The organism is Anaeromyxobacter sp. PSR-1 (assembly GCF_000964525.1).
Classification (GTDB): Bacteria; Myxococcota; Myxococcia; order Myxococcales; family Anaeromyxobacteraceae; genus Anaeromyxobacter.
On record NZ_BAZG01000024.1, the window covers coordinates 1 to 19,865 of the forward strand.

The 19,865-nt window shown below is 75.6% G+C and carries 13 protein-coding genes and 1 pseudogene; 8 read left to right on the forward strand and 6 right to left on the reverse strand.

Annotated elements, in window-relative coordinates:
* Nucleotides 1-1,433: tRNA guanosine(34) transglycosylase Tgt (gene tgt / locus PSR1_RS06330; protein WP_059436778.1), on the reverse strand; the 1,433-nt coding region annotated here is incomplete at its 3' end.
* Nucleotides 1,434-1,441: 8 nt separating this feature from the next.
* Nucleotides 1,442-2,047, reverse strand: coding sequence for a tRNA-uridine aminocarboxypropyltransferase (locus PSR1_RS06335; protein ID WP_059436779.1), 606 nt, complete (start codon nt 2,045-2,047; stop codon nt 1,442-1,444).
* Nucleotides 2,048-2,178: 131 nt separating this feature from the next.
* Here PSR1_RS06335 and PSR1_RS06340 point away from each other — a divergent pair.
* Nucleotides 2,179-2,739: pseudogene (locus tag PSR1_RS06340) on the forward strand (DsbA family protein); the annotation flags it as partial.
* 22 nt (nt 2,740-2,761) lie between these two features.
* On the opposite strand, the gene PSR1_RS06345 reads toward PSR1_RS06340, so the two are convergent.
* Entirely contained in the window at nt 2,762-4,063 is a 1,302-nt protein-coding gene (locus PSR1_RS06345) for a WD40 repeat domain-containing protein (protein ID WP_152643316.1), read from the reverse strand.
* A 528-nt stretch (nt 4,064-4,591) separates the two neighbouring features.
* On the opposite strand from PSR1_RS06345, the gene PSR1_RS06350 reads away from it, so the two are divergent.
* The 3 genes from PSR1_RS06350 (at nt 4,592) to PSR1_RS06360 (ending at nt 7,361) form a co-directional block, all read left to right on the forward strand.
* Nucleotides 4,592-5,614 (forward strand): D-cysteine desulfhydrase family protein, encoded by a 1,023-nt coding sequence (locus PSR1_RS06350; protein ID WP_059436782.1) that lies wholly within the window; start codon nt 4,592-4,594, stop codon nt 5,612-5,614.
* Between the two features lie 117 nt (nt 5,615-5,731).
* Nucleotides 5,732-6,121, forward strand: a complete 390-nt coding sequence (locus tag PSR1_RS06355; protein WP_059436783.1) for an ACT domain-containing protein — start codon at nt 5,732-5,734, stop codon at nt 6,119-6,121.
* A gap of 46 nt (nt 6,122-6,167) precedes the next feature.
* Nucleotides 6,168-7,361, forward strand: coding sequence for a patatin-like phospholipase family protein (locus PSR1_RS06360; RefSeq protein WP_059436784.1), 1,194 nt, complete (start codon nt 6,168-6,170; stop codon nt 7,359-7,361).
* Here PSR1_RS06360 and PSR1_RS06365 read toward each other — a convergent pair.
* Genes PSR1_RS06365 through PSR1_RS06375 form a run of 3 tightly spaced genes read right to left on the reverse strand, consistent with a single transcriptional unit; the run spans nt 7,347 to nt 14,019 of the window.
* A complete protein-coding gene (locus PSR1_RS06365) occupies nt 7,347-8,195 on the reverse strand; it encodes a DMT family transporter (protein ID WP_059436785.1) in 849 nt (282 codons plus the stop codon). The genes PSR1_RS06360 and PSR1_RS06365 overlap by 15 nt on opposite strands.
* A 39-nt stretch (nt 8,196-8,234) precedes the next feature.
* A complete protein-coding gene (gene lysS / locus PSR1_RS06370) occupies nt 8,235-9,365 on the reverse strand; it encodes a homocitrate synthase (protein ID WP_059436786.1) in 1,131 nt (376 codons plus the stop codon).
* A gap of 4 nt (nt 9,366-9,369) precedes the next feature.
* Nucleotides 9,370-14,019, reverse strand: a complete 4,650-nt coding sequence (locus PSR1_RS06375; protein WP_059436787.1) for a GNAT family N-acetyltransferase — start codon at nt 14,017-14,019, stop codon at nt 9,370-9,372.
* A gap of 187 nt (nt 14,020-14,206) precedes the next feature.
* Between PSR1_RS06375 and gnd the strand changes: the two genes are divergently transcribed.
* The 4 genes from gnd (at nt 14,207) to PSR1_RS06395 (ending at nt 19,865) form a co-directional block, all read left to right on the forward strand.
* Nucleotides 14,207-15,193, forward strand: a complete 987-nt coding sequence (gnd, locus tag PSR1_RS06380) for a phosphogluconate dehydrogenase (NAD(+)-dependent, decarboxylating) (RefSeq protein WP_059436788.1) — start codon at nt 14,207-14,209, stop codon at nt 15,191-15,193.
* The gene (gene zwf, locus PSR1_RS06385; RefSeq protein ID WP_059436789.1) at nt 15,190-16,701 is read left to right on the forward strand and encodes a glucose-6-phosphate dehydrogenase; all 1,512 of its coding nucleotides are present in this window, start codon (nt 15,190-15,192) and stop codon (nt 16,699-16,701) included. Before gnd ends, zwf begins: the two co-directional genes overlap by 4 nt.
* Nucleotides 16,702-16,706: 5 nt before the next feature.
* Nucleotides 16,707-17,438 carry a 6-phosphogluconolactonase gene (pgl, locus tag PSR1_RS06390; RefSeq protein ID WP_059436807.1) on the forward strand — a complete coding sequence of 244 codons (732 nt, stop codon included), beginning with the start codon at nt 16,707-16,709 and terminating at the stop codon, nt 17,436-17,438.
* 153 nt (nt 17,439-17,591) lie between these two features.
* Nucleotides 17,592-19,865, forward strand: coding sequence for a trehalose-6-phosphate synthase (locus tag PSR1_RS06395; RefSeq protein ID WP_059436790.1), 2,274 nt, complete (start codon nt 17,592-17,594; stop codon nt 19,863-19,865).

The following is a 19,865-nucleotide window of genomic DNA, read 5'->3' on the forward strand; positions in this document are numbered from 1 at the left end:
GCGGCGGCGCGGAGCGCGGCGAGCGCGTTCGCCCCGGCGCCCAGCCCCACGTCGAGCAGCACCAGCGGCGGCCCCGGCTCGGCCAGCCGCTCGCGCAGGCGCGACTGCGCCACGTAGAGCCGCTCCGCCTCGACCGCCGGGCCGATCACCGGGTGCATGACCTCGCCGGACTCCGCGTCGCGCACCGCGGGCGCGCCCAGGGAGGTCACGACGAGGTGGAAGCGGGCGCCCTCCGGCGGCGCGGCCGCGGCCGGCGCGCCGGGCGACGCGGGCGCCTCGGGCAGGCGGCGGCGGCCCGGCGGGCGCGCGCTCCGGTCGTGCTCGTGGCGGTCGAGCGCCTCGAGCCGCTCGCGCTGGTAGGCGCCGTAGCGGCCGGCCTCGATGGCGGCGCGGGCGCCGCGCATGAGGTCGAGGTAGTGGCGCAGGTTGTGGACGGAGACGAGGCGTGGCCCGAGCGGCTCGCGGCACTTGAACAGGTGGTGCAGGTAGGCGCGGCTCCAGCCGCGGCAGGTCTCGCAGGCGCAGGCTGCGTCGAGCGGGAGCTCCGAGAGCCGGTGCTCGGTGCGGGTGAGGCGCACGCGGCCGGTGGAGGTGAAGGCGGTGCCCTGCCAGGCGAGCGTGGTGGGCAGGATGCAGTCGAACATGTCCACGCCGTGCCCGATGGCCTCGAGGAGGTCGGGCGGCGTGCCCACGCCCATGAGGTAGCGCGGGCGGTCCGGCGGGAGCAGCTCGGCCGCGCGCGCCACCACGTCGCCGCGCTCGTCGCGGGTGTCGCCGACGGCGAGCCCGCCGATGGCGAACCCGTCGAACGGGTGCTGGGTGAGGAAGCCGGCCGAGGCGGCGCGCAGCGCCGGGTCGAGGCCGCCCTGGACGATGGCGAACAGCGCCTGCTCGGGGTTGGTGCGCGCGGCCAGGCTGCGCAGGGCCCACCGGTGCGTGCGCTCCATGGCGGCGCGGATCTCCGGCGCCTCGGCGGTGGACGGCAGGCAGACGTCGAGGACCATCATCACGTCCGAGCCGATCGCCGTCTGCATCGCGATCGACGACTCGGGGGTGAGGAGCTGCGGTCGGCCGTCCACGTAGCTGCGGAAGCGCGCGCCGGCCTCGGTGATGACGCGGTCGTGGGAGAGCGAGAAGATCTGGAAGCCGCCGGAGTCGGTGAGGACCGGGCCGTCCCAGCGCATGAAGCGGTGGATGCCGCCCAGCGTGCGGAACGCCTCGGGGCCGGGGCGGAGCAGCAGGTGGTAGGTGTTGCCGAGGATGATCTCGGCGCCCGCCTCGCGCACGTCGGCCGGGGTGAGCCCGGTGACGCTGGCGCGGGTGCCCACCGGCATGAACGCGGGCGTCTCGACGCGCCCGTGCGGCGTCTCGAGCGTGCCGCGCCGGGCGCGGGTCTCGGCGTCCTTCGGGCCGGGGTGGAAGCGGAAGGGCATCGCGGATCCTATGCGCGGGGGAGGTGGCCGTGCGCGGCCTCGGCGCAGCCGGCCTCCCAGGTGCCGCGCAGCCTGAGGACGCGCTCCACCGCCACGGCGTGCAGCCCGAGGAGCCGCTCCGCCGCGTCCGGGGCGCCCAGCGCGGAGAGCGCGCCGGCCATCGCCTCCAGCGTGGACATGCCGTCGGCCCGCGGGGGCCGGCGCAGGCGCAGGCCGCCAGGCGGCCCGCCCAGCGTCAGGCGCGGGAGCCGCTGGAGCGCGGGGATCCGCTGCATCATCCGGCGCGCCTGGCTCCAGGTGCCGTCCGGCACCACCACCAGCCGCGGCGGCGCGGCGGGCGGCGGGGTCGGGACCGGGGAGGGGAACAGCGCCACCGCGCCGGCGGCGGCGAGGTCGGGCAGCGCGAGGGGCTCGCCCGGCAGGCCGTGCTCCAGGATCTCGGTGCCGGGGAGCGCCAGGGCGGCCCAGCGCGCGGTGTTGGTCATCCGCTCCCGCTCGCTGGCGTGGCGCACGATCAGGAAGCGCACCGGGGCGCGGAGCCGCGGCACCTCGGCGCACAGGCAGAGCGCGGTCGGGAAGGCGCAGCGCGGGCAGCGGTCGGGGGCGGGGGGCACGGCGACGCCGATCTACCACGGGCGGCCGCGCCGCGCGCGGTGGGGTGGAAGCGGGGCCGTCCTCCCGTTAACTCTCCCGCATGCCTGCGCGCCTGAGACTCTTCACCGACTTCGTCTGACCGTTCTGCTTCGTCGCGGAGCGGAGCAGCCTGGTCAGGCTGCTGGACGAGTACGAGCTGGAGCTGGAGTGGGTGGGATACGAGCTCCACCCCGACACGCCGCCCGGCGGCGTCGCGGTGGCGGAGCGCTTCCCGAACGCCGAGGCCATGTCCGGCTACCTGCGCTCGTTCGCCGCGGGCTTCGGCATCGACGACCTGCGCCCGCCGGACCGCATCCCCAACACGCGCCGGGCGCTCGCGGTGGCGCAGCTCGCGCGGGAGCAGGGCCGCCTCGAGCCGTACCGGGCCGTGGCGTTCGACGCGCACTGGCGGCGCGGCTGGGGCATCGAGACCGACGAGGACCTGCGCTGGCTGGCGCGCGAGGCCGGGCTCGACCCGGTCGCCGCGGTGGCGGCGGGCTCGGACCCGGCGCGGCTCGCCGCGGTGGACGCGGCCCGCGCCGAGGCGGCCCGGGCCGGCGTCACCGGCATCCCCACCTTCGACTTCGGCCCCGCGCTGCGGGTGGTCGGCTGCCGCCCCTACGACGTGCTCGCCGACGCGGCCCGGCGCGCCGGGGCCCGGCCCCGCGCGTAGCGGGCCGGGCCGCGGCGCCGGGCTACGGCAGCACGCGGATCGCCGCCGCGCCGCCGGCGGTCGAGACGTGCAGCGTCGGCGGCGCCGGCATCCGGTCCACCTCGATCGCGGTCACCCGGTCGCTCGGCAGGCCGCTGCCGGCGCGGATGGAGCGGGAGGTCCGGGTGGCCGGATCCCAGATCGAGATCCCGGTCGTGTAGCCGGCCACCACCACGCGCCCGTCGGGCAGGCAGGCGATGTCGCGCACCGGCCGCTCGCCCAGGCCGAGCGCGCTCGACAGATAGTGCGTGAAGCGGTGGCCGTCCCACGAGGCGACCGTCTCCATCACCCCGTCCGCCGGGCCGGCGCTGGAGAACCAGACCGTGCCGTCCGGGCAGACCGCCACCCCGGTCAGCAGGACGTCGTGCCCCTCGTTCGCGACCGGGAACACCGGCATGTTGCCGGTACCGTCGGGATAGTACGGATCGCCGAACGCGACCTTGAACGCGGCGCCGTTGCGGGCGAACCAGTGGAACGGATCCGGGTCCCAGGTGATGAGGCCGGCGGCCCACCTGCCGGCGTGCCAGAGGTCGCCGTTCGCGTCGATGGCCAGGCCCGCCCAGTCGCCCAGCCGCTGGTTCGCGCCGGTGCCGTCGCAGGGCGCGTCCTTGCAGACGCTGGCGTGCAGGTGGTCGCCCATGTAGTCGTCGTTGAACGAGTCGAGCCACTCCATGGGCGGATCCGGCCACCGGAACCTGTCCGGGAACAGCAGGTCCACGCCGTGCTCGGTGCCGGCGTAGAGCGTGTGCGGGTGGGCGAAGTGGTCGTAGACCATCCGGTAGATGGAGCGGTCGTGCCAGTACTTCGCGCCGTGGTTGCCGGCCAGCAGGTCGAAGCGCTCCACCGACAGCGTCCCGTCCGCGTTCAGGCGGACGCGGTCGATCTTGCCGCTGTGCCGGTCGGGATCGCACCAGTCCTGGCCGTCGCCGTTCGCGGCGCAGTCCCAGCCGCTCGCGTGGACGGCGTGGTAGCCGACGAACACCTCGTCGGGTCCGCCGCCCACGATGGAGCGGATGCCCTCGGGCGCCGCCACACCCCAGCTCACGTCGGCGTCGGCGCAGGGCGTCTCGGGGCGCACCGGGCGGTCGCGGCAGTAGCGCATCCGGTTCGCGCCCATGTGCAGCCCGTCGCGCTCGTCGAAGCGGCGGAAGCGGGTCTCGCCGGGCCGCAGGAGGTAGAGCGCCGAGGGGGTCGCCAGCCACCGGTTCTGGTTCTCGTCGGTGCTGAGGCCGACCACCGGCGTCTCCTGGATCCCGGCGCTCGCGTCGTAGGTGGCGTTCTCCACCGCCCAGGGCCCCTGGGTCCCGAACTGGAAGCGCGGCGGGGTGGTCCCTCCGCCCCCGCCGCCTCCACCCCCGCCTCCACCCCCGCCGCCGCCCCCACCGCCGCCGCCGCCGCCGCCTCCTCCGCCCCCAGCGGGCGGCGTGACCGGGGCGGGAGTGCTCCCGCCGGAACCGCACCCCGCGACCGCGACCGCGACCACCACCGCCAGCGCCACCCACGCGCCGCCTCTTCCGAGCATCTCCCCTCCGTCGTCGAATGCGCGGCCCGCGCGCCGTGCAGGAACGGCGGCCCGCTGTGCGAGCGGCGGGCCAGCGCCCGGTGCGCGCCGCCGCGGCGGAATGGCGGCGGCAGGTGGGTGGCGGTGGGCGATCGGTGGAAGGCGCGTTCCACGACAGGTGAACGGGCCGCGCAGCGCCGGCCGCCCGGCGCCCGCGCGCGGGAGCGGTCGGCCGCCCGGCCATGGGCCCCCGCGGGCCCGGTTCCTGCCGGCGGCCCGGCTGGGCTACGCTGACCGGACGAGGAGCCCGCCATGCCGGCCACCCGCGAACCCGCCGCCCTGAACCTGCCCCCGCGCGTGCCGCTCGCCCGGCTGCCCACGCCCATCGAGCCCTCGCCGCGGCTCGGGGCCGCGCTCGGGCTCGACCTGCTCTACAAGCGCGACGACCTCACCGGCCTGGAGCTGTCCGGCAACAAGGCGCGGAAGCTCGAGTACCTGCTCGCGGAGGCCGAGGCGGCGGGGGCGGACACGCTCGTGACCTGCGGCGGCGTGCAGTCCAACCACTGCCGCGCCACGGCGTTCGCGGCCGCGAAGCGCGGGCTGCGCGCGGTGCTCCTGCTGCGCGTGCCGGACCCGGCGCGGCCGCCCGCGCCCGAGGCGAACGTGCTGCTCGACCTCCTGGCCGGCGCGGAGCTGCGCTGGGTCTCGCACGAGGAGTACCGGCGCCGCGCCGAGCTCATGGACGCGGTGGCCTCGGAGCTGCGCGCGGCCGGGCGGCGCGCCTACGTGATCCCGGAGGGCGGCTCGTCGCCGCTGGGGAGCCTGGGCTACCTGCTCGCCGTCGCGGAGCTGCGGCGGCAGCTCCCGGAGGCGTGGCGGAGCGGGCCGCTGACGCTCGCCTACGCGGCGGGCTCGGGCGGCACCGGCGCCGGCCTCGAGCTCGGGGTGCGCGCGCTGGGGTGGAAGGACGCGCGGCCGGTGGGCTTCGCGGTCTGCAACGACGCCGCGTACTTCCGCGCCACCATCGCGGCGCTCTGCGCGGACGCGCGCCGCCGGTGGCCGGCGCTGCCGGAGGTGCCGGCGGACGAGCTCCGGATCGACGACGGGTTCATCGGCCCGGGCTACGCCCAGGCCACGCCGGAGGGGCTGGAGATCATCCGCCGCGCGGCGCGCGAGGACGGCGTGCTCCTCGATCCGGTCTACACCGGAAAGGCCATGCTGGGCCTGGCCGCGCGGGCGCGCGAGCCGGGCGGCCTGCCCTCGCCGCGCGTCGTGTTCTTCCACACCGGCGGCGCGTTCGGCCTGTTCCCGTTCGCGAGCGCGCTGGCCGGCTGACGGCGCACCCCTGGCCTCGGTCCCGCGGGGCGGGGATGGCGCGGACGGCCCCCCGGCGGTATGCAGCCGGGAGGCCGGTCACTCGCCGTGGTTCCGCGACGCGGAAGGGGGCGTGCGATGCCGAGGGTCAAGCAGATCTCCGCGTGGGTGGCGGATCGCCCCGGGGTGATGGGCGAGGTCGCCGACGCGCTGGGCCAGAAGGGCGTGAGCATCCGCGCCTTCATGGCGAGCGTGCTGGACGGGCGCGGCTTCCTCCGGATGGTGGTGGACAAGCCGGCCGCCGCGCGGCGGGCGCTGACGGCGCACGGCTGGGAGATCACCGAGGACGAGGTCGTCGAGGTGACGCTGCCGGACCGGCCCGGCGCGCTGGGCGAGGTCGCGGACCGGCTGGGCGCGAAGGGCATCAACGTCCAGTACGCCTACGTCGGGACCGCCGGCAGCGCGAAGCAGGTGAACCTCTACCTCGCGGTGGCCGACGTCGCGGCCGCGCTGCGGGCGCTCCGGTGAGGCCGCGGCCGGTGCCGCGGTGCGGCGCCGGCGCTAGGTTCGAGACGTGGGCCACACCGGTCTCGTCCTGACGGGCGGCGGCGCCCGGGCGGCGTACCAGGTCGGCGCGCTCCGCGCGCTGGCGGAGATCGCCGGGCCGGGGCCGATCCCGTTCGGCGTGCTGGCCGGGATCAGCGCCGGCGCGATCAACGGCGCGGTGCTGGGCTGCGGCGCGGGCGACTTCGCGACGGCCGCCGAGCGGCTCCAGGCCACCTGGGCCTCGCTCACGCCGGATCGCGTGTTCCGCACCGGCGCGCTGGCGCTGGCCGGGGTGGGGAGCCGGTGGCTGCGCGACCTGTCCGCGGGCGGGCTCGTCGGCAAGACCGGGATCAACTACCTGCTCGACCCGGCGCCGCTGCGCGCGCTGCTCGCCGGCGCGCTGCCGATGGGCCGGCTGCGGCGCCACCTGCGCACCGGCCGGCTGCGGGCGGTGGCGCTCTCGGCCACGAACTACCACACCGGCGCGGGCGTGACGTTCTTCGAGGGCGCGCCGGACATCGAGCCGTGGATCCGCTCGACGCGCGTGGGCGTGCGGGCGCGGCTCACGCTCGACCACGTGATGGCGTCGGCCGCCATCCCCATCTTCTTCCCGCCGGTGCGGATCGAGCGGACGTTCTACGGGGACGGCTGCGTCCGCATGATCTGCCCGCTCAGCCCGGCCATCCACCTCGGGGCGGAGCGGATCGTGGCCATCAGCGTGCGCCACCTGCGCAGCGCCGCGGAGACGGCGCGGGACGAGGTGCGCGGCGCGGACGACGCGCTGCCGCTCTCGGAGATCGCGGGCGTGCTGCTGAACGCGGTGTTCCTCGACTCGCTCGACTCCGACGTGGAGCGGCTCCAGCGCATCAACCGGACGCTGGCGCTCATCCCGCGCGAGCGGCTCGGGCGCGGCGAGCTGGAGCTGCGCGAGGTGCCGGCGCTGGTGCTCCGCCCGTCGCTCGACCTCGGGAAGCTCGCCGCCGACGAGTACGGCCGCTTCCCGCGCATGCTCCGCTACCTGCTGAAGGGCATCGGGGCGACCGGCCACGCGGGCGAGGACCTGCTCAGCTACCTGGCCTTCGAGCCGGTGTACGTGCACCGGGTCATGGACCTCGGCTACGCGGACACCATGGCGCGCCGGGCCGAGGTCGTGGAGTTCCTGTCGCCCGGGGAGCGGCGCGAGCGGAACGGCCGCGCCGCGGGCGGCCTACGCGCGCGGTGAGCCGGCCCGCAGCCGGGGCGCGAGCAGCGCCGGCGCCAGCGTGCGCCAGGCGGTGGCGGCCAGCACCACCGCGCCGCCGGCCAGCGCCCACGGGCCGGGACGCTCGCCGGCCAGCAGGAACGTCCAGATCGGGTTGAGCACCGGCTCGAGCAGCACCAGCAGCGACGCCTCCAGCGCCGGGACCTTCTCGAGCCCGCGGGCGAAGCACAGGTACGCGAGGCCGAGCTGGAACACGCCCAGGTACGCGACCAGCGCCAGGTCGAGCGCCCGCGGCGCCGGGCCGGTGGGCCAGAGCGGCAGCGCCACCGCGGCCGCGAGCAGGTTGCCCCACACCAGCGCCGGCGGGCCGGAGGCGTTCAGCCGGCGCAGGCCGAGGATGCAGAGCGCGAACGCCACGCCCGACCCGAGCGCCACCACGTTCCCGGTGAGCTGTCCCGGCGTCAGCTCGTCGAGGAAGAACAGCGCCAGCCCGGCGCCGAAGACCGGCACCGCGAGCAGCTCGCTGCGGGCGGGGCGCTCGCCGAGCAGCGCCGGCGAGAGCAGCAGCACCCACAGCGGCGCGGTGTCCTGGATGAAGATCGCGTTGGCCGAGGTGGTGAGCTTGTTCGCGAGCGCGAACAGGACGACGGTCGCCGCGTAGGCCACCGACACGAGCAGCACGCCGCGCGAGGGGCGGCGGCGGGCCTGGGGCACCGCGATCAGCAGGAACAGGCCCGCCACCAGCGACCGGCCGCCGGCGATCTGCCAGCCGGAGAGGTCGCACAGCTTCATGGCGGCGCCGGCCGTGGACCAGAGGCCGGCGGCGGCGAGGAGCAGGAGGCGGCTGCGCAGCATGGGGCGGCGCAGTCTAGCAGAGGGCGGCGCCCGCGCCGATCAGGCCGTCACCCAGTCGCGCAGGACCCGGTCGATCTGCTCCTCGGAGAGCTCGCCGGCGTCCGCCAGCTCCTTGATGCGCTTGGTGAGCGCCTTCAGCTCGGTCTCGCCGAACGTGATGCCCATCTCGCGCGCCCGGTAGGCGATGGCGTGGCGGCCGGTGAGGCGGCTGCCCAGGATCAGCCGCCGGGTGAGGCCGAACGCCTCCGGGGGGATGATCTCGTAGGAGCCCGGGTTCGCCATCATGGCCTTCAGGTGCATCCCGGCCTTGTGCGAGTAGGCGGTCTCGCCGGTCACGTAGTTGTTGAACGGCACCTCGATGCCGGTGACCCGCGCCACCAGCCGCTCCAGCTCGCGGAGCTGGCCGAGGCGGTAGCGCTCCGCCACCGTCTGCGGCTCGATCGAGAACATGCGCGCGATGATGCCGCCGAGCGGGGTGATCCCGACGCGCTCGCCGATCCCCAGCACCGCCACGTCCACGTGGGTGGCGCCGGCGGCCAGCGCCTCGTAGGCGTTGGCGATGGCGCAGCCGGTGTCGTTGTGGCCGTGGAAGCCGATGTCGCAGCGGACCGCGCGGCGGATCTCGCGCACCAGCGCGAAGACCTGGCGCGGGGTGGCGATGCCCACCGTGTCGGCGATGCCGACGCGGTGGACGCCGAGCCGCTCGGCGGCCTGGTAGACCGCCACCAGGTCGGTCACCTCGCTGCGGAACGCGTCCTCGGCGGAGAAGCGCGTCTCGAGCCCGGCCTTCAGCGCCAGCTCGATGGGCGGCCCCATGGCGTCGATGATCTGCTGGATCGACTTGCCGTGCGAGGACTCGCGCAGGATGCGGCTGGTCGCGAACAGCAGGCCGATGCCGCGGACGCCGGTGTCGATGGCGGCGCGCACGTCGTCGAGGACGCAGCGCGAGTGGGTGATGACCCGCGCGCCCAGCCCCAGCTTCACGATCTGCGCCGCGTCGCGCTGCGACTGCGGCGAGGCGGCCGGGCTGGTCACCTCGACGTACTCCACGCCGAAGGTGTCGAGCGCGCGCGCGATCTCGAGCTTGTCCTCGGTGCGGAACGTCCCGTGGGCGAACTGCTCGCCCTCGCGGAGCGTGGAGTCGATGAGCTTCCAGGTGGACTTGGTCATGGCGCTAGAGCGGGAAGTCGTCGGGCTCGATCTCGCGGACCAGGCCGCCCGAGGTGGGATCGGTGCGGAAGCCGAAGCGGCGCAGGTACTCGGGCTGGAAGTAACCGGTCTCCATCCGGCGCACGCCGCGCGCCTTGAGCCGCCGCGCAAACTCGCGCATCAGGCCGTCGGCCACGCCGCGCCCGCGGAGGCGCCGCCCCACCACCAGCTTCTCCATGTGCACGCGGTCCGGCGCCACCTGCCGGTAGAAGAGCCCTCCGATCACGGTGTCCTTCGGGTCGAGGCAGAGCAGGAACTCGTGCTCGGTGGTGAAGGTCACCTGCAGGTTCGATTCGTGGAACATGTGGAGCAGCCGCGCCACCTCGCGCGGCGACACCGGGCCGCGCACCGTGAAGCGCTCCCCCGCCTCGTCGGTGAGCGCCACCACCACCTCGGTCACGTAGTGGCCGCCCGACGGCATGGAGATGAGCGCCACCTCGTCGGTGGGCGCCAGGTACCGGTACGTCATGCGCGCCAGGAAGTAGTCCTCCTCGGAGGTGGGCCGCGCCGCGCTGCGCACCGCCGCCACCTGCTCCTCGAGGTCCAGCCCGCCGGCGGGGAGCACCCGGGCCCGGTTCATGATCCGGTCGAGCGCGGCGCCCAGCTCCGGGCGCACGTTCGCGAACACGGTGTGGCGGAAGAAGCGCACCCGGGTGTCGGGCCAGGCGGTCTCGACCTCGGAGAGCCGGTAGGTGCCCCACAGCTCGCCGAGCATCTTCCCCTGGGCCTCGAACGTCGCCTGGGGGTTCACCTCCAGCCAGCGCCGGTAGCGCCGGGCCGCGAAGTGGACGCGCTGCGGGGTGAAGCCGTCCTCGCGCAGCCGCTCCAGGAACGTCTCGATGGCGACGGCGCGGCGCGAGGTCTGCGACACCTCCTCGAGCAGCGCGGTGCCGCGCTCCAGCCCGAGCGCCTCCACCACCGCGGAGAGCACGATGGCGTCGTCGGCGCCGCCCTTCAGCTCGGGCCGGGACCGCTCGATGCGCTGGATGAACGTCTCCTCGAACCGGTCGAGCAGCTCGTCGAACCCGGTGCAGGGGGAGCGGTCGGAGATGGACACCAGCCGCGCGCCGGAGTGGTAGTCGTGCGAGGGCACGATGAACGCGGCCGGGGAGGGCTCGCGCAGCGCGAGCCGCCGCCCGGTGCGGTCCCAGAACCGGACGTGCCCCTCCACCGCGGTCCACACCAGGAACGGCCAGAGGAGCTGGAGGCGCCGCGTCTCGCCCTGGCGCACCAGCCGCGCCACCTGCCGCTCCACGTCGGACCCCGGGATGAACTCCTCGGTGAAGATGCCCCACTCGGCGAAGTAGCCGCCGAACTTCTCCACCAGCGGCGGCGGCGCCCCGGCGGCGAGCAGCCAGTTCACCTCCTGGCGCAGCTCGGCGAAGGTCATGTCCTCCGCCACGTTCATGGCGAAGTCGAACACCTCGCGCGCGCGGGTGTGGATGGAGACCCGGTAGACGCTCTTGCCGTGCTGGCGGCCGAGCAGCGAGACCGCCAGGCCGCCCGGCGGGATGTCGGCGAGCGAGAGCAGCACGCCGCGCCCCAGCTCGAACACCGAGGCGCGCACGATGGTGGCGTCCTCGAAGGCCGAGAGCAGCGACGGGCGCACCTGCACCGGCACGCTGTCGTCGAACACCAGCACGTGGTGCCAGCCGTACTCGACGCCGGTCTGCGGGTCGATCGCGAGCCGCAGGTTGGGGCCGACGAAGTTGGAGAAGCCGCGGCGCAGGCGGTCCAGCTCCTCGCCGGCGCGGGCGGCCACCTCGGGATCCTCGTGCAGCGTGAGGCGGGCGAGCGGCACGCGCACGCGGCCGAAGTAGACCGGGTGCGCGATGGCGCAGGCGGTGAGCAGGCGCATCGCGCCCACCAGCAGCCGCCGGTCGGAGGGATCCGCCGGGGCGGCGTTGGCGCGGTCGGAGGCGAGGTGGGCGAGCAGCACCTGGACCTGCGCGTCGGAGAGCCCGCGCTCGCCCAGGTCGGCCAGGTCCTCGTCGCGCAGCGCCATCGCGCCCATCCGGTCGAGGAACAGGCGCACGGTGGCGAGCGTCTCGGCCGCGTCCTCGTTGGGCAGCAGCACGCGGAACGCGCGGCGCCGCACGTCCTCGTCGGGCGCCTCGGCGGCCCGGCGCAGCAGCGCGCGGCACAGCGAGGCGTGCTCGCTCTGCGCGGCGGCGAGGCCGATGTGGAGGTGGCTGATGGCGCGGCGCGCCTCGGGGCGCTCGGCGCGCAGCAGCTCGCCGGCCACGTGGATGGAGTGGAAGGTCACCTCGCCGGCGTCCACCACGTCCAGCATGTCGCGCAGCCGCTCCGGCGCCGGCGCGGGCCAGAGGCGGGCGTCGAGGCGCAGGTCGGTGGTGCCCTTCCGGCGGCGGGACACGAGCGAGAGGAACGCCTCCTCGCCCAGGAACGCGCGCAGCGCCTCGTTGCCGAGCCAGAGCGAGGGGCGGGCGAGCAGCGCGCCCAGGTCGATGACGGTGCCGTCGGCCGCGTAGCCGAGGTCGCCGATGCGGAGCGCGCCGGGCGCCGCGGGATCGGGGCCGATGCGCAGGCTGCGCTCGCCGGCGCGGAGCACGCCGGCGTCGAGCGCCACCTCGTGCTGGAGCACGCCCATCTCGCGCAGCACCCAGTTCGGGATGCGGAGGAAGAAGCCGTCGAGCGCGAGCGCGAGGTGCTTCTGCTCGTACATCCGGTCGATGAGGTCCTTCCAGTTCTTCTCGACCGCCTCGCGCTTGAAGGTGAGCTTGTGCGTCAGCTCGCCGTGCGCGTCGTCGAGGGCGCGCGGCAGCACCTGGAACGCCACCACGCGCTCGAACGGCGCCAGGAAGCGGTTCGCGCTCGCGACCAGCGACCCGAGCAGCTCGCGCTGCTCGTCGGGCGAGCGGCCCCCGACGGCGGCCGACTGCTGGTTCGGCCAGACCAGCAGCGTGTTGTACTCGCGGTGGTCGCCGACCAGGAACGCCTGCGAGATGGCCTCGAAGTCGCGGAACAGGTTCTCCACGCGCTGCGGCGCGATGGTCTGCCCCTGGCGGTTCTTGTAGATCTCCTTCTTGCGGCCGGTGATGTGGAAGTGGCCGGCCGGGTCGATGGAGACCAGGTCGCCGGTGCCGAACCAGCCCTCCGCGTCGGCGCCGTGGTCGTTCGGGCCGGGGTGGTAGTAGCCGGGCGAGACGTACGGGCCGCGGATGAGCAGCTCGCCGTCGTCGGCGCGGCGGCACTCGATGCCGGGGAGCGGCTTGCCGATGGAGCCGTCCACGTACTCGCCCACCGGCGTCATGGTCACGCCGCCGGTGGCCTCGGTCATGCCGTAGCCGGAGCAGAGCTCGGTGCCCGCGCGGTGGAACGCGCGGAACACGACCGGGTCGAGGTAGCCGGCCGCCGACAGGCCGTAGCGGAGCCGGCCGCCGGTGATGACGCGCAGGTGCGCCGCCACGTCGTCCGGGTCGTCGGAGGCGGCCTCCCAGACCGCCGCCTCGTGCAGCTCCATCCACTTCTTCGGGACCGAGATGAAGACGGTCGGCTTCACCCGCTTGAAGTCCTCGAGCAGCGACGCCTGCGCGGTGGAGCGGGCGAACACGTAGGTCGCGCCCCACCACAGCGTGCCGCTCAGCTCCAGCCAGCGGCCGAACGTGTGGTACAGCGGCAGGTAGCAGAGGAAGACGTCCCCCTCGCCGACCTCGCGCAGCGCGTACCCGCGCGCCAGCCGCTTCGTCACCAGGTTCTGGTGCGTGAAGACGATGCCCTTGGGCTTGCCGGTGGTGCCCGAGGTGTACATCACGGTGGCGACGTCGCCGGACCGGACGCGGCCGGCGCGCGCCGCGCGCGCGTCGTCGTCGAAGTCCGCCCCCTGGCCGATCATCTGCTCGAGCGAGAGCAGGCCGTTGCGCTCCGCCGCCGCGCGCGAGAACACCACGATCTCGCGCAGCTCGGGCAGGGCCGGCAGCGAGGGGAGCACCTTCGCGACCTGCTCCTCGTCCGAGGCGAGCAGCACCCGCGCCCCGGAGTGCTTCAGCATGAACACCACCTGCTCGGCCACCGCGTTCGCGGGGAGCGGGTAGTCCACGATGCCGTTGGTGAGGCAGGCGAGGTCGCACAGCGCCGCCTCGAGGCAGTTCTCGGAGAGGATCGCCACCCGCGCGTCGGGGTGGTCGTCCACCAGCGCCAGGACGCCGCGCGCGATGGCCCGCGTCCGCCGGGCCACGTCCGCGACCGTCAGCTCGCAGGCGTCCTGCCCGAGGACCCGGATCGCCACCGTCTTCGGGTCGGTCTCCTCGCGCGAGCGGAGCACCTCGCCGAGCGTGCAGTCGGCCCGGGCGATGACCGGGAAGAGCAGCTCCAGCCACGGGTCCACGTCGTCGGGGCGGAGCTGGCTGGTGAACAGCCGGCGGCGGGCGCCGTCGAGGAGCGCGAGCAGCGCGCGGCGCGCCTGGGCGCGGCGGGGGCCGTCCAGCCGGCCCAGCAGGATCTGGACGAGCGGCGCGACCTCCGCCCGGTCGCCGGGCCGGATGGCGGCGAGCGCCTCGCGCGTCAGCTCCAGCGTCTCGGCGTCGGGGCCGTCCGCGGCCGACCAGCGGTCGGCCAGCCCTGGGAACGGGGACTCCTGCTTGACCTGGAACATGCCCTCCCAACAAACCACGGATGTGCGGCCATGTCGACGCGCGCCGGAGGCCGCACCGCGGGTGATGCGCGCCGCGCCGGGCACGCGGGTCGCGCCCCTCCGCGCGACCCCACGGGTGCTGGAATCCGTCCGGGCGGGCGGCGTTCCGTCCGCTTACGCTTGCCCCACGTCAACGACGGGAGGCGGCATGGACATCGGGATGGTGGGCCTGGGACGGATGGGCGGCCGGATGGCCCGCAGGCTGCTCCGCGGAGGGCACCGGGTGGTCGGGTTCGACCCGGACGCGCGCGCGGTGGCGGACCTGGCGGCCGACGGCGGGGCCGGGGCCGCCTCGCTGGACGCCCTGGTGGCGGCGCTCGCCCCGCCGCGCGCGGTCTGGCTGATGGTGCCGGCGGGCGCGCCCACCGAGCAGGCGATCGCGGCGCTGGCGGAGCGGCTCGGGCCCGGCGACGTGGTGGTGGACGGGGGGAACTCCTGGTTCAAGGACGACGTGCGCCGGGCCGAGCTGCTGCGGGCGCGCGGCGTGCGGTTCCTCGACGCCGGGACGAGCGGCGGGGTGGCCGGGCTGGAGCGCGGCTACTGCCTGATGGTGGGCGGCGACCGCGAGGCGTTCGACCGGCTCGAGCCGGTGCTCCGGACGCTCGCGCCCGGCCGCGCCTCGGCGCCGCCCACGCCCGGGCGCACCGCGGGCGGGACCGCCGAGGAGGGCTACCTGTACTGCGGCCCGGCCGGCGCCGGCCACTTCGTGAAGATGATCCACAACGGCGTGGAGTACGGCCTCATGCAGGCGTACGCGGAGGGCTTCGACCTGCTGCGGGGCGCCGCCGGCGAGGGGCTGCCGGAGGCGATCCGCTACCGGCTCGACCTCGCCGAGGTGGCCGAGCTGTGGCGGCGCGGGAGCGTGGTGACCTCCTGGCTGCTCGACCTGTCCGCCGCGGCGCTGGCGCGCGACCCCGGGCTGGACGCGTTCGAGGGCGCGGTGGCCGACTCCGGCGAGGGGCGCTGGACCATCCAGGCGGCGGTGGAGGAGGGCGTGCCGGCCCCGGCGCTCTCCGCGGCGCTGTTCGCGCGCTTCCGCTCGCGCCGGGCGAACACCTTCGGCGAGAAGCTGCTGAGCGCGATGCGCCGCGGGTTCGGCGGGCACCACGAGGCGGTGAAGGGAGGCTCGCGGTGACCGCGCCCCCTGCCAGCGACCGCCCCGGCGACCCCTGCGCGTTCGTGATCTTCGGCGCGATGGGCGACCTCGCCCGGCGCAAGCTCCTGCCGTCGCTCTACAACCTGCGCCTGAACGGGCTGCTCCCGCGCGACTTCGCCATCGTGGGCGTCTCGCGCCGGGCGCTCGACGACGCCGCCTACCGCGACGCGGTCACCGGCGCGCTCCGCACCTTCGCGACGCGGCCGGTGGACGACGCGATCTGGTCGGAGTACGCCGAGCGCGTCCACCACGTGCAGGGGGACTTCGAGGACCCGGCCACCTACGAGCGGATCGGCGGCGCGCTCGCGCACGCGGCGCAGAAGCACGGGACCGCGGGCAACGCGCTGTTCTACCTGGCCACGCCGCCCACCGAGTTCTGCCACATCGTGCGCGGGCTGGGCGCGGCGGGGCTGCTCGGGGAGAGCGCGGGGTGGCGGCGGGTGGTGATCGAGAAGCCGTTCGGCCGCGACCTCGACTCGGCGGCGGCGCTGAACCGCGAGCTCGCCACAGTGGTGCGCGAGGAGCAGATCTACCGCATCGATCACTACCTCGGGAAGGAGACGGTCCAGAACCTGATGGTGTTCCGGTTCGCGAACGGCATCTTCGAGCCGATCTGGAACCGCCGCTACGTGGACCACGTGCAGGTCACGGTGGCCGAGGAGCTGGGGGTGGAGGGGCGGGGCGACTACTACGAGCAGGCCGGCGCGCTCCGCGACATCGTCCAGAACCACATCCTGCAGCTGCTCACGCTCGTGGCGATGGAGCCGCCCTCCACGCTCGGCGCCGAGGCGGTGCGCAACGAGAAGACCAAGGTGCTGGAGTCGATCCGGCCCATGTCGCCGGAGGACGTGCTGCGGAACACGGTGCGCGGCCAGTACGGCGAGGGCTACCTGGGCGGCCAGAAGGTGCCCGGGTACCGGGCCGAGCCGAGCGTGTCGCCGACCTCGCAGACCGAGACCTACGCCGCGCTGAAGCTCCAGGTGGAGAACTGGCGCTGGGCCGGGGTGCCGTTCTACGTGCGCGCCGGCAAGCGGCTCGCGCGGCGCGACACGCAGATCTCCATCCAGTTCCGGCGGCCGCCGCTGCTCCTGTTCCAGGAGGCGGGCGTGGAGGGCATCGAGCCGAACCGGCTCGACATCCTCATCCAGCCGGAGGAGGCCATCTGCATCTCCATGAAGGCGAAGCGGCCCGGGCCGTCGATCCAGCTCCAGCCGGTGCGGCTCGACTTCAGCTACGCCGACTTCGGCGGCCTGCCGCCCGCCACCGGGTACGAGCGGCTGCTCCACGACGCCATGATCGGCGACGCGACGCTGTTCCACCGCGCCGACATGGTGGAGGCGAGCTGGCGCATCGCCACCCCGGTGCTCGACGTCTGGTCCACGCTGCCGGCGCGCGACTTTCCCAACTACGCCGCCGGGAGCTGGGGGCCCGCGACGGCGAGCGAGCTGCTCGCGCGCGACGGGCGGCGCTGGGCGGACCGGGAGTGAGCGCCGTGGCGCCTCCGCCAGGGACCACGCTGGTGCGCGCCGCCGACCCGGCGGGGCTGGCGCGCGCCGCCGCCGAGGAGGTGGCGCGGCGCGCCGGCGAGGCCGTGGCCGCGCGGGGGCGCTTCGCGGTCGCGCTCGCGGGCGGGAGCACGCCGCGGGCGCTGTACGAGGTCCTCGCGGATCCGGCGGCGCCCTGGCGCGGCCGGGTGCCGTGGGCGCGCACGGAGGTGTGGTTCGGCGACGAGCGCTGCGTCCCGCCGGACCACCCCGACTCGAACTACCGCATGGCGCGCGAGGCCCTGCTCGACCGCGTCGCGCCCGCCGCGGTCCACCGCATCGAGGGCGAGCGGCCGCCCGCGGAGGCGGCCGCGCGGTACGAGGCGGCGCTGCGGCGGGACGCCGAGCCCGACGGAGCCCCGCCGCGCCTCGACCTCGTGCTGCTCGGGCTCGGGGCCGACGGCCACACCGCGTCGCTGTTCCCGGGCAGCCCGGCGCTGGACGAGCGGGCGCGCTGGGTGGCGGCGCCGTTCGTGCCCGCGGTGGGCGCCCACCGCGTCACGCTCACGCTGCCGGTGCTGGAGCGGGCCCGCGCGATCGCGTTCCTCGTGTCGGGCGCCGGCAAGCGCGCCGCGCTCGGGCGGCTCCTGGCCGCCGGGCCGCCCGCGATCCCCGCGGCGCGGGTGCGCCCGCTCGACGGCGCGCTGCTCGTGCTCGCGGACGAGGCGTCCCTGGCGTAGCGGCGGGCGCCCGGGCGGGGTCGCGCCGCGCCGGGGCCCGGCCGCTCGCCCGCCGAGGCGGCGTCGGAGGGACCCCGCGGCCGGTGCGTCCTCCTGGCGCAGGGTCCCCCGCAGGCGGTTGGAGGGCCAACCGACCGGACATAGGATGGTCCGATGCGCGCGGTCTTGAAGGTCCTCGTCCCGCTGATGCTCCTCCTGGGCGCCATCGCCTGGGGGGCGTCGGTCCTCGTGGAGCACACGGCCCGGCGCTGGTTCGACCGCGACACGCGCATGCGGGCGGAGCTGGCGGTCTCCGGCGCCCGGGACGGGCTGGAGCGGGCGCTCCGCAAGGGGGAGCGTGCGCGGGTGCGCCGCATCCTCGGCGAGGTGGCCCGCGACGAGCGGGTGCTCGGCGCGGCGGCCTGCGATCCCGAGGGCGGGCTCGTGGCGAGCACGTCCGAGTACCCGGCGCCGTTCGACTGCGGCCGGATCCGGGCGCACGCCTCCGCGGGCGCGGCCTCGCCCACCACCTGGGCGTTCGAGGCGCCCTACGGCGACAGCCGCGTGCACCTCACCGCGGTGCCGCTGGCGGACGCGGACGGGCCGCTCGGGTTCGTGGCGCTGGTGCACGACATGAGCTGGGTGGCGACGCGCGAGGAGCAGACGCGCGGGTTCCTGGCGGTCGCGTTCGCGATCGTGGCGCTGGCCGCGGCGGTCGCGACCACGCTCGCGGCGCGCTTCTCGTGGCGCGGGTGGAGCGCGGAGCTGCAGCGCGTGCTCCGGGCGACCTGGCTGATGCCGGGGCCGTCGGCCCCGCCGCGCACCCGGCGCGAGTTCCAGCCGCTGCTGTCCGACGTGCGCGCCCTGGTCTCGGAGCTCGCGGCGGAGCAGTCGGAGGGCAGGGCGGGGCTCTGGTCGCCGGCCCGGCTGCGCGACGCGCTCGCCCGGCACCTCCCCGGCAGCGAGGTGATCGTGGTCGCCAACCGCGAGCCCTACATCCACGAGCGGCGCGACGGGACGCTCCGGGTGCAGCACCCGGCCAGCGGCCTCGTCACCGCGCTGGAGCCGGTGGTCCACGCCACCGGCGGCACCTGGATCGCGCACGGCAGCGGCTCGGCCGACCGGGAGGTGGTGGACCGGCACGCCCGCGTGCGCGTGCCGCCCGACGACCCCGCCTACACGCTGCGCCGCGTGTGGCTCACCGCGGCGGAGGAGGAGGGTTACTACTACGGCTTCTCGAACGAGGGGCTGTGGCCGCTGTGCCACGTGGCGCACACCCGGCCGACGTTCCGCGGCGCCGACTTCGCCGCCTACCGCGACGCGAACCGCAAGTTCGCCGACGCGGTGTGCGAGGAGGCGACCGGCCCGGATCCGGTGGTGCTGGTGCAGGACTACCACTTCGCGCTGCTGCCCCGGATGATCCGCGAGCGGCTGCCGCGCGCGACCATCATCACGTTCTGGCACATCCCGTGGCCCAACTCCGAGCGCTTCGGGATCTGCCCGTGGGGCCCCGAGATCCTGGAGGGCATGCTCGGCTCGAGCATCCTCGGGTTCCACGTCCAGGCGCACTGCAACAACTTCCTCGACTCGGTGGACCGCTACCTGGAGGCGCGGCTCGACCGCGAGCGCCAGAGCGTGGTGCTGGGCGGCCAGGAGACGCTGGTCCGCGCCTACCCGATCTCGATCGACTGGCCCACCCGCTGGGCGGCGGACGCGCCCGCCGCGCCCATCTGCCGCGAGCGCGTCTTCGCCGACCTCGGCCTCGCGCCCGACGCGCTGCTGGGCGTCGGCATCGACCGGCTCGACTACACGAAGGGCATCGAGGAGCGGCTGCTGGCGGTGGAGCGGCTGCTGGAGCGCTTCCCGCAGTTCCGGGGCCGGTTCACGTTCGCGCAGCTCGCCGCGCCCAGCCGCACGCGCATCCCGCGCTACCAGGAGCTGAACCGGAGCGTGGAGGAGGTGGCCCAGCGGGTGAACGAGCGGTTCGGCGAGGGCTCCTACCGGCCCATCGTGCTGCTCCGGGAGCACCACGAGCCACCCACGGTGTTCCGCTACTACCGCGCCGCGGACCTCTGCTACGTCTCCTCGCTGCACGACGGCATGAACCTGGTCGCGAAGGAGTTCGTGGCCGCCCGCGACGACGAGGCGGGGGTGCTCGTGCTCTCGCGCTTCACCGGCGCGTCGCGCGAGCTGGGCGAGGCGCTGCTGGTGAACCCGTACGATCTCGAGGAGGCCAGCTCGGCGCTGGCCGCGGCGCTGGCCATGCCGCGCGAGGAGCAGCGCGAGCGCATGCGGGCGCTGCGCACCTTCGTGTCCGAGTTCAACGTGTACCGCTGGGCCGGGCGCATGCTGGTGGACGCGGGCCGGCTGCGCAAGCGCGACCGCGTCTCCGGGCGCATCACGGTGCCGTTCCGGACCGTGCCGGGCGAGGCCGGCGGGCGGCGCTGA